The organism is Rhizobium sullae (assembly GCF_025200715.1).
Taxonomy (GTDB): Bacteria; Pseudomonadota; Alphaproteobacteria; order Rhizobiales; family Rhizobiaceae; genus Rhizobium; species Rhizobium sullae.
Genome location: NZ_CP104146.1, coordinates 219,143 through 227,148 on the forward strand (window position 1 = coordinate 219,143; position 8,006 = coordinate 227,148).

An 8,006-nucleotide genomic window follows, 5' to 3' on the forward strand; every position below is an offset into this window, starting at 1 on the left:
CCTTTCAAAGCTGTGCAGTCCAGTCGAAGTCGCGGAGATAAAGCCCGATTGGGTTCAAGCGGATGATACCCTCGTCCTGAGGCGGTGTGAGCGTCACCGTGGCAATGCCGCGAAACCGGCGCACAGCGGTCTCCTTGCCTTTGCGATCGCGCTCGAACTCGGTCCAGTCGATCTGATAGGACTGGTTCGACAGTGCGACGATGTTATTGACCTCGATGGAGACAGTGGCCGTCTTCGCCTTCTCAAACGGCGAGCTCGACCGAAACCACGCATTGACCTTCTCGGTCGCCGGATCCGTCGTTCTGAGCAGCGCATAGGTGCGGTCGATATATTGCTTCTGGACCACGGCATCCGGCGTCACCGAGCGGAAGTTTGAGACGAAGCCGCCAAGGGTGGCGCGCACCACTCTCGCGTCGGCATATTCGATCTGTTGCGGGAACCCGGCCGTTGCGGCCGTGCCGAGCTTGTCGACCTCGACGATATAGGGCACGAGCTTGACCTGCGTGCTCTGATAAAGCGCATAGGAAAAGCCGACCACGGCCATGACCATGCCGGTGATGCCGACGATGCGCCACGCCGAGGCCGCCTTCACATACGAGCCGTAGCGCTCGTTCCATTCGTTTCGTGCGGCAAGATAGGGGTTGTCGGGCGCGCGGTTCGCTGCCATTTCTCCCGTCCTCTCTGATTATGCTTGATCGTTGCGTTCGGGAGGTGGCTTCGGCGCGCTACGACTGCTGCGGCCGCCGTCCAGCTTGGCATTGGCCAGGCCGAGCAGCGAGCCGGCATACGCGCCGGGAGAACCGATCGCCTTTTCCTTGGCCGCCGATCCGGCAGCCCATCCCGCGTTGCCAATGGTCGACGCCATGCCGCGCAACGCCGCACTTGCGATCGACGATCCCCCTGCCCTTGCAGTTTGTGCGGTCTCGGCGCCTGCTCTTGCGGCAGTTGCTCCGAGAAAGGCGCCGCCCGCCGCAAAGCTCGCCGCGTGCCCGCCATGCCGGATCGCCTCCATGCCACCCGAAACCGAAGCGCCTTGCACCACGCCCTGGATGATCGGCGGCACATACATGGCAATGACAAAAATGACGACGGAGATGCCGGCGACCGCGAGCGTCGAGATGAACTGGTCGGTGTCGGTGGATGGCGTCTCGGCAAGCGAAAGCAGGATGTCGGAACCGATCTTGGCAATCATCACCAGCGCCATCAGCTTCATGCCGACGGAGAAGGCGTAGACGAGATACCGAACCGCGAAGTCCTTGGTATAGGAGGAGCCGCCGAGACCAAGCATGATCATGCCCGCGAGCAGGCCGATATACATCTCTACCATGACGGCCACGAAGATCGCGGCGACAAGGCTGAAGGAAACGACCACCATCACCATGGCGAAGACCGCGGCGATCGCCAGCGCATTATCCTCCCAAAGCCCGAACTTCGCTTGCTCGGACATTTTTGACGCCACCCGGATACCCGCATCGAAGATGTTTGCCGGCGACGCCGAGCCGCTGCCGGCACCGATCTGGTAGAGGCTGTCGACGACGGCGCGGGCGACCGTTGGGCCGTGGTCGAGAATGAAGGCGAAGAGCCCAATGAACATGATCCGCCGGACAAGCTCTGCGAACCAGGCGTCAAGCGAGGCGGCATTGATCGCCAGCCACACGGCGGCGATACCGACCTCTATCCCCGCCAGGATCCAGAACAGGGATCGCGCGGCATTCATGATGGTGGTTTCCCACCCCTTGGCCGCGGTGACGACGGAGTTCTCAAGCGTCGTCAAGACCTGACCCTGCTGGGCGAGCGCTGGAACAGCCGCCAACAGCAGCATGCCGAACGTGATGAACGTCAGCTCCAGTTTGCGTGAGGGGCGGGTGATCACCATCTCGGTTTCATCTCCTGTCCACCGCGCACATCCCGTTCGGGGTCGCCACTGAAGAACTTTTCGCGATGCGCCCGGCGCCTGGCGTCGTTGGCGGGCTCTGCGGCGGTAGCACCTACGCCGGATTGCGCCTCTGGTCGCGGCTGCGCGAGCATCCAGCTGGCACCAGCGGAAAGCGCGACGATCCCTGCCAATGCAAGGCCGATGATCAGACGCGGGCTCACCAGCGCGGCTCCATCGTCTGGCCGCTGCGGATATCGTGCTCAGGCGCGTTGAAGAACTTTTCACGCCGCGCCTGGGCGAGATCCTTCTGGGCCTGTTCTGACTGATACCATGTGCCCATCATGGTCATCTGCTGGGAGACGAGGCCTCTGAGCTTCTGCATCTGCGCCACCTCCTGGGTGGCGATCTCATGGCCCACCTGCAATGCCTTCATCTGCCCGTCGGCGCTTTCGGACATCGAGCGCAACGACGACATGGTGGATTCCTCGCTGGAAAACTGCTCGGCGGTGAGGTTTGCGGCTTTCAGCGTCCCGGCGATCGTGTCACGGTTGGTGTCCGACCAGGACTGGTAGGTGGTCGAAAAGCTTGCCTGGCTGGGCAGGCTGCTCTTCATCTCGGCGTAGCTCTGAAACCGCTGCTGGAGCTGGTCGTCGATATTGCCCATCGAAAACGCGATCCCCTGCCCCTGCCCGACGATGCTCTGCAGCCGGTTGAGATCGTTTTCGACCTGACCCCAGACATGCTCCGGCAACTGCGCCGTGTTCTGCAGCATGTTCTCGTAGATACTCAGCTGGTTCTGGATCTGCTGCGCCAACTGGTTGATCTGGGTGATCTGGTTGTTCACCTGCTCGGCCGATTTGCCGACCAGCGCGACGAGCTCGGCATTGTTGGCGAGCTGGGTGAACTCCGTCGCTTCGCCAGTGACGCCCCCGGCGATACTAGCAGCTGGCAGAGCCAACGCTGCCACAATGGCGAGCATGGCGGCGGTGTAGCGATGATCAGTCGATTTGAAGGTCGGTTGGCGCATGAGCAATCCCTCTCTGTTTGAGCCAGTGTTTCGGCCATTCGTTCCCGTGTTCGAAGTGCAGCGCCCGGATGCGCTTGAGATCTTCCTTTCCGGATGCGCCGACAAAGGAGAGCGCGACGGGCCCAAGCGCCATGTCGAACAGCCGGCGTCCGTCGGGCGAGGCGACGTAGTATTCGCGCTTCGGAAGGGCAGTGGCGACGATCTCGATCTGCCGCTCGTTGAAACCGATCCGTTCGTAAAACTCCCGCGTGCCGGGTTCGCGCGCGGCACCATTCGGCAGGCAGATCTTGGTCGGACAGCTTTCCTTGAGCACATCGATAGTGCCGCTGCGCTCGGCGTCCGAGATTGACTGGGTGGCGAGCACCACCGCGCAATTGGCTTTGCGCAGCACTTTCAGCCATTCGCGGATCTTGTCGCGGAATAGCGGATGACCGAGCATCAGCCAGGCCTCGTCGAGAATGATCAGGCTCGGCGCGCCGGTCAGCCGCTTCTCGACCCGCCGGAACAGATAGGTGAGCACGGGCACGAGATTGCGCTCGCCCATGTTCATCAACTCCTCGACCTCGAAGCACTGGAAGGCGCCGAGCGTCAGGCCGTCTTCTTCGGCATCGAGAAGCTGGCCCATTGGCCCATCGACGGTATAGTGATGCAGCGCATCCTTGATCTCGCGCATCTGCACGCCGCTCACGAAATCCGATAGCGACCGGCCGCGCGACTGCGCCATCAAGGCGATCTGCCGCGAGATGGCGTTGCGATGATCCGGCGTCACGGTGACGCCCTGCAGCGCCACCAGCGTCTCCAGCCATTCGGCCGCCCAGGCGCGGTCACCATCCCCAGACAGCTCGCCGAGCGGACAAAAGGCCAGTGGGGGAGAGGCCGCCTCCCCTCCCCCACTGGTTTCACCTCCGATCTCGTAGTGGTCGCTGCCGGTAGCAAGTGTTAGGGGCAGCATCGACCGTCCCTTGTCGAAGGCGAAGACCTGGGCGCCGTCATAGCGGCGGAACTGCGCGGCGATCAGCGCCAGCAGTGTTGACTTGCCCGATCCGGTCGGGCCAAAGATCAGGGTATGGCCGACATCGTCGACATGCAGGTTCAGCCGGAAAGGCGTCGAGCCGCTCGCGACCTGCATCAGCGGCGGCGAGCCGGGCGAGTAGAACGGGCAGGGAGCGACCGGACTTCCCGACCAGACCGTATTGAGCGGCACGAGATCGGCAAGGTTGCGGGTATTGATCAACGGCTCGCGGATATTGGCATAGGAAACACCCGGCAGGCTGCCGAGGAAGGCGTCCGTTGCGTTGAGTGTCTCGATCCGCGCGCCAAACCCTTCCGCCTGGATCAGCCGGCGAATGGCTTCACACTTTTCCTGCAGGCGCGGCTGCTCGTCGTCGAAGAGGACGATGACGGGTGTGTAATAACCATAGGCAACGAGCTGCGAGGCCGCTTGCGCGATCGCATCTTCCGTCTCGGCCACCATCGTCATGGCGTCCTGGTCGAGCGAGCGGCTCTGCGTCTGGAACAGTTGGTCGAAGAAGGGTCGTACTTTCTGTTGCCATTTCTTGCGGGTGCGTTCCAACCGCGTCCGCGCCTCCTGTTCATCGAGGAAGACGAAGCGCGAGGACCAGCGATAGGTCAGCGGCATGAGATCAAGTGCATTGAGAATGCCCGGCCAACTCTCAGCCGGCAGGCCATCGATCGCCACGACGCCGAGAAAGCGGTTCTCGATCGTCGGCGTCAGACCGTGCTGAAGCTCTGCTGTCACCAGCCAGTCGAGATACATCGGGATATCCGGCAGGCGTACCGGGTGATTTTCGCCGGTGATGCAGAAGCGAATGAACTGGAAGAGGTCGTCGTAGCGTGCGACCCGGAATCCGCCGCGGTCCCCGGTCTCCTGCGTCATCATCCGGCGGATGGAAACGATATTGGCGAGATACTGCCCGATCTCGCGGATCGAGGTGCGGAAGGCGTCGAGAACGCCATCGGCATAGGAGGCGGAACGGCTGGCGGCATCCGAATAGACGTAGCGTGTCAATCCGGATCGCCGCGGCTCCGGTGGCCGCCACGTCAGGATCAGCGCATGCCGGCTCTCGAAATGCCCCCGCTCCCGCCCGAAATGCGCCCGCCGCTCCGCATCGATCGCACGCGTCACCGCATCCGGAAAATGGCAATCTGCCTCATCAGGATAATCGGTGGTCGGAACGCGCGCCGCCTCGACCTGGATCATCCAGCCGGAGCCGAGGCGCGCCAGGATCGTATTGATCTGACGGCTGATCTCGTTTCGTTCAGTGTCGGTCGAGCTCTCGCTGTCCGGACCGGCGAAATACCAGCCGGCCATCAGGCTGCCGTCCTTCAGGAGCATGATGCCGTTGTCGACCAGGCCCGCATAGGGAACGAGGTCGGCAAACGTCGGACCGGAATGCCGGAATTGCTTCAAGGCTACCATGTCGCGGCCTCAGTAACGCCGCCAGGGCGACGGAGTGGCCCTGTAGAACGATTTGTAAGAGACGTGCCTGAGATAGACCCGGCGCATCAGCGGATCGGCCTTGGCCATCATGCGAAGGGCCGCGACGGCAACCAGCCAGAACATCATCCCGAAGATTGCCGCATACCAGGTAAGCACGACGAAGATCAGGATCACGGCCGCGAGCCCGCTCAGGAGCACCAGTTCGCGATCCGCGCCCATCAGCAGATTGGGCCGCGACAATGCACGATGGATTCGTGAGCGGATAAGATTGGAGCCGGACTCAGCCATGCGCCCTCTCCCCTTCCCGCTCGGCGGACGCCATCTGCCAGCTCAGGCTCTCGTGCATCTTTGGCTCGAGGCTGCCGATCGTGGCACCGGTTGCGCCGAACAGGCCGACGATCTGGGTGGCGCCGAGCAGAACGCCGCCAACCAGCGCGATGTAGCAAAGCCGTCTGGCAAAGTCGTTGAGCTCGCCGCCGAAGATCAGCATGCCGCCGGCGATTGCCACCGCCGCCAGCGCGATGAAGCCGGCGACAGGGCCAGTGATCGATTGCTGTATCTGTTGGAGCGGCGCCTCCCAGGGCAGGCCACCGCCACCGGATGATGCGAGTGCCGGCGACGCCAGCATCACCGACAATAGAAGAGCAACAGCTCCAGCTCTCAATATAGTGTGACGCTTACGCTGCATGGCTGACCTCATCTATCTGGGCACAGTGTTGGGTTTGATACGTCGCGCCGCTAAAACCTGCGACATGGATCACATCGCGAACACGCCGGCTTCTCCCCGCTCGCTCGATTGAGACGACGAGATCGACGGCTTCACCGATCACCTCGCGCATCGGCTGGTGGCTGACCTCCGCGGTGAGCTGCTCGAGGCGGCGCAGGGCGGACATTGCCGTATTGGAATGCACAGTGGTGACGCCGCCCGGATGACCGGTGTTCCAGGCCTTGAGCAGCGTGAGAGCCGCGCCATCGCGGACTTCCCCGACGATGATCCTGTCCGGGCGCAAGCGCATCGTGCTCTTGAGCAGTCGCGCCATGTCGATGCCGTCGCTCGTGTGGAGGCACACCGCGTTCTCGGCCGCGCACTGGATCTCCGCGGTGTCCTCGAGGATCACCATGCGATCCTCCGGCACGGTCTTGATGATCTCGGCGATCACCGCATTGGCCAGCGTCGTCTTGCCCGACCCTGTTCCGCCGGAGATAACTATGTTCAGGCGTGATGCTATGGCGCTCCTGAGCACCGAGGCCTGCGCTTCGGTCATCACCTGGTTCTTCACATAGTCGTCGAGCGGAATGAGACGGGATGCCCGGCGTCGGATCGTAAAGCTTGGCGCCGAAACCACCGGCGGAAGCAGTCCTTCGAAACGATGGCCGCCGATCGGCAATTCGCCGGAAATGATCGGTTGCTCGTGATCTGCCTCGGACTGGAGCGCGTGGGCGACGCTGCCGATCACGACCTCGGCCGCAGCCGGCGACATCTCTCCGGCCGGGGCGATGCCGCGGCCGAGCCGTTCGATGAATAGCCGTCCGTCCGGGTTCAGCATGATCTCGACAACGGTCGCATCGTCCAGCGCCACGCAAAGCTGGTCGCCGAGCGCGTCCTGCAGCTTGCGCACCAGGCGGGAGTGAGAGCGGAGCTGGGTCATGCGGCACTCCTGTCACGCGCGTCGCTCGCGAGTGTGATTTCCGATCGGTAGCTTGGTGGGCGGACGCGCTCGAAGCTTGCGTGATCGGCGAGAAGACTGCCGGCGACAGCGATCGTGTTGCCAATCGGGGCAGGCTCGCCGAGGCGCGTCATCGGCCATCCGGCGCGCGTCAGGATGCGTTCGAACCGAAGATCTGTTGCGGTGACGATCCCGTCATAGCCGTTTGCCATCGACCACTCGATGATGCCTGCAAACGTGGTGAGTGTCGCCATGTGCAACTGGCCGCCTCCCCTTCCCGCTTCGAGCGAGGTGTCGACGCAAAAGCGTGAGCTCTCGACCATTCCCGCATGAGCGGCTAGCGAGCCGCCGGCCAACAACTGCGGAAACGTGTCCTCGAGCATCGTCGGCCCGGAGGCGGCAAGAAGACGCGCGCAGCCGGCGACCCGTTCGGCGTCGATAGCCAAGACATAGGTGGGCCCAAGGGCGTCGTAGCGATCTCGCTCCTTGCCGGCAGCGACCGTTACATCCCAGCCCATGCGCGATCCAAAGACCTCGGCTCGAAGGCGATGCATCTTGGTGAGCAGGCCGGAATGCTGCTCGTAGAGGTCTGGCGAAACAATAGTGATGTGCATGCTCCCCTCCGTGAAAACGAACCGGCGTTAGGAAGAGCAACACGACCCACATGTGGCAACGTGCAAATTTGCACCTCGGCGATTCTACCGAATCAACGGCATAGTCCTGGAACTTCGAACGGATGCGGGAGACGAATTGTTGATAAGACGTGCAAATTTGCAGTTGTTGCACGCTGTTGCGGGCAACAGGACATAGCCTAACTAACTGAGATACAATGAGGAATTGGCGGCCGGCCGGAGAGAAGGCGAATCCGTCTTAACCATTGGTTAACCAAGTAAAGTTTGACGGAAGATGGGAATCGGGTAACTGTGGTGCGACGGAAAATCAGAGACGATCGGCAAAAAACCGTCGTAGGGCAAA

General features: G+C 62.4%; 9 protein-coding genes. All 9 read right to left on the bottom strand.

Annotated features, from left to right (window positions below):
• Nucleotides 1-4: 4 nt before the first annotated feature.
• The 9 genes from N2599_RS37520 to traI are packed head-to-tail and all read right to left on the bottom strand — an operon-like array spanning nucleotide 5 to nucleotide 7,645.
• Complete coding sequence (locus N2599_RS37520; protein WP_027513399.1) at nucleotides 5-667, bottom strand: conjugal transfer protein TrbF; 663 nt, start codon at nucleotides 665-667, stop codon at nucleotides 5-7.
• Nucleotides 668-685: 18 nt separating this feature from the next.
• Nucleotides 686-1,876, bottom strand: coding sequence for a P-type conjugative transfer protein TrbL (gene trbL, locus N2599_RS37525; protein ID WP_027513400.1), 1,191 nt, complete (start codon nucleotides 1,874-1,876; stop codon nucleotides 686-688).
• The gene (trbK, locus tag N2599_RS37530; RefSeq protein ID WP_027513401.1) at nucleotides 1,870-2,097 is read right to left on the bottom strand and encodes an entry exclusion protein TrbK; all 228 of its coding nucleotides are present in this window, start codon (nucleotides 2,095-2,097) and stop codon (nucleotides 1,870-1,872) included. Before trbK ends, trbL begins: the two co-directional genes overlap by 7 nt.
• Nucleotides 2,094-2,855 carry a P-type conjugative transfer protein TrbJ gene (gene trbJ, locus N2599_RS37535; RefSeq protein WP_245209324.1) on the bottom strand — a complete coding sequence of 254 codons (762 nt, stop codon included), beginning with the start codon at nucleotides 2,853-2,855 and terminating at the stop codon, nucleotides 2,094-2,096. Before trbJ ends, trbK begins: the two co-directional genes overlap by 4 nt.
• Nucleotides 2,856-2,874: 19 nt before the next feature.
• The gene (locus N2599_RS37540; protein WP_027513403.1) at nucleotides 2,875-5,343 is read right to left on the bottom strand and encodes a conjugal transfer protein TrbE; all 2,469 of its coding nucleotides are present in this window, start codon (nucleotides 5,341-5,343) and stop codon (nucleotides 2,875-2,877) included.
• 9 nt (nucleotides 5,344-5,352) lie between these two features.
• Nucleotides 5,353-5,652, bottom strand: coding sequence for a conjugal transfer protein TrbD (locus N2599_RS37545; protein ID WP_027513404.1), 300 nt, complete (start codon nucleotides 5,650-5,652; stop codon nucleotides 5,353-5,355).
• On the bottom strand, nucleotides 5,645-6,052 hold the full coding sequence (locus N2599_RS37550) for a TrbC/VirB2 family protein (protein ID WP_027513405.1): 408 nt from the start codon (nucleotides 6,050-6,052) through the stop codon (nucleotides 5,645-5,647). Before N2599_RS37550 ends, N2599_RS37545 begins: the two co-directional genes overlap by 8 nt.
• Nucleotides 6,042-7,013, bottom strand: coding sequence for a P-type conjugative transfer ATPase TrbB (gene trbB / locus N2599_RS37555; protein WP_027513406.1), 972 nt, complete (start codon nucleotides 7,011-7,013; stop codon nucleotides 6,042-6,044). Before trbB ends, N2599_RS37550 begins: the two co-directional genes overlap by 11 nt.
• Entirely contained in the window at nucleotides 7,010-7,645 is a 636-nt protein-coding gene (gene traI, locus N2599_RS37560) for an acyl-homoserine-lactone synthase (RefSeq protein ID WP_027513407.1), read from the bottom strand. The genes trbB and traI overlap by 4 nt, the downstream gene beginning before the upstream one ends.
• Nucleotides 7,646-8,006: the final 361 nt, after the last annotated feature.

What these genes read in the sequence shown, in the direction of transcription:
- N2599_RS37520 (WP_027513399.1), bottom strand. Translation starts at nt 667, where the DNA reads ATGGCAGCGAACCGCGCGCCCGACAACCCCTATCTTGCCGCACGAAAC.
- trbL (WP_027513400.1), bottom strand. Translation starts at nt 1,876, where the DNA reads ATGGTGATCACCCGCCCCTCACGCAAACTGGAGCTGACGTTCATCACG.
- trbJ (WP_245209324.1), bottom strand. Translation starts at nt 2,855, where the DNA reads ATGCTCGCCATTGTGGCAGCGTTGGCTCTGCCAGCTGCTAGTATCGCC.
- N2599_RS37540 (WP_027513403.1), bottom strand. Translation starts at nt 5,343, where the DNA reads ATGGTAGCCTTGAAGCAATTCCGGCATTCCGGTCCGACGTTTGCCGAC.
- N2599_RS37545 (WP_027513404.1), bottom strand. Translation starts at nt 5,652, where the DNA reads ATGGCTGAGTCCGGCTCCAATCTTATCCGCTCACGAATCCATCGTGCA.
- N2599_RS37550 (WP_027513405.1), bottom strand. Translation starts at nt 6,052, where the DNA reads ATGCAGCGTAAGCGTCACACTATATTGAGAGCTGGAGCTGTTGCTCTT.
- trbB (WP_027513406.1), bottom strand. Translation starts at nt 7,013, where the DNA reads ATGACCCAGCTCCGCTCTCACTCCCGCCTGGTGCGCAAGCTGCAGGAC.
- traI (WP_027513407.1), bottom strand. Translation starts at nt 7,645, where the DNA reads ATGCACATCACTATTGTTTCGCCAGACCTCTACGAGCAGCATTCCGGC.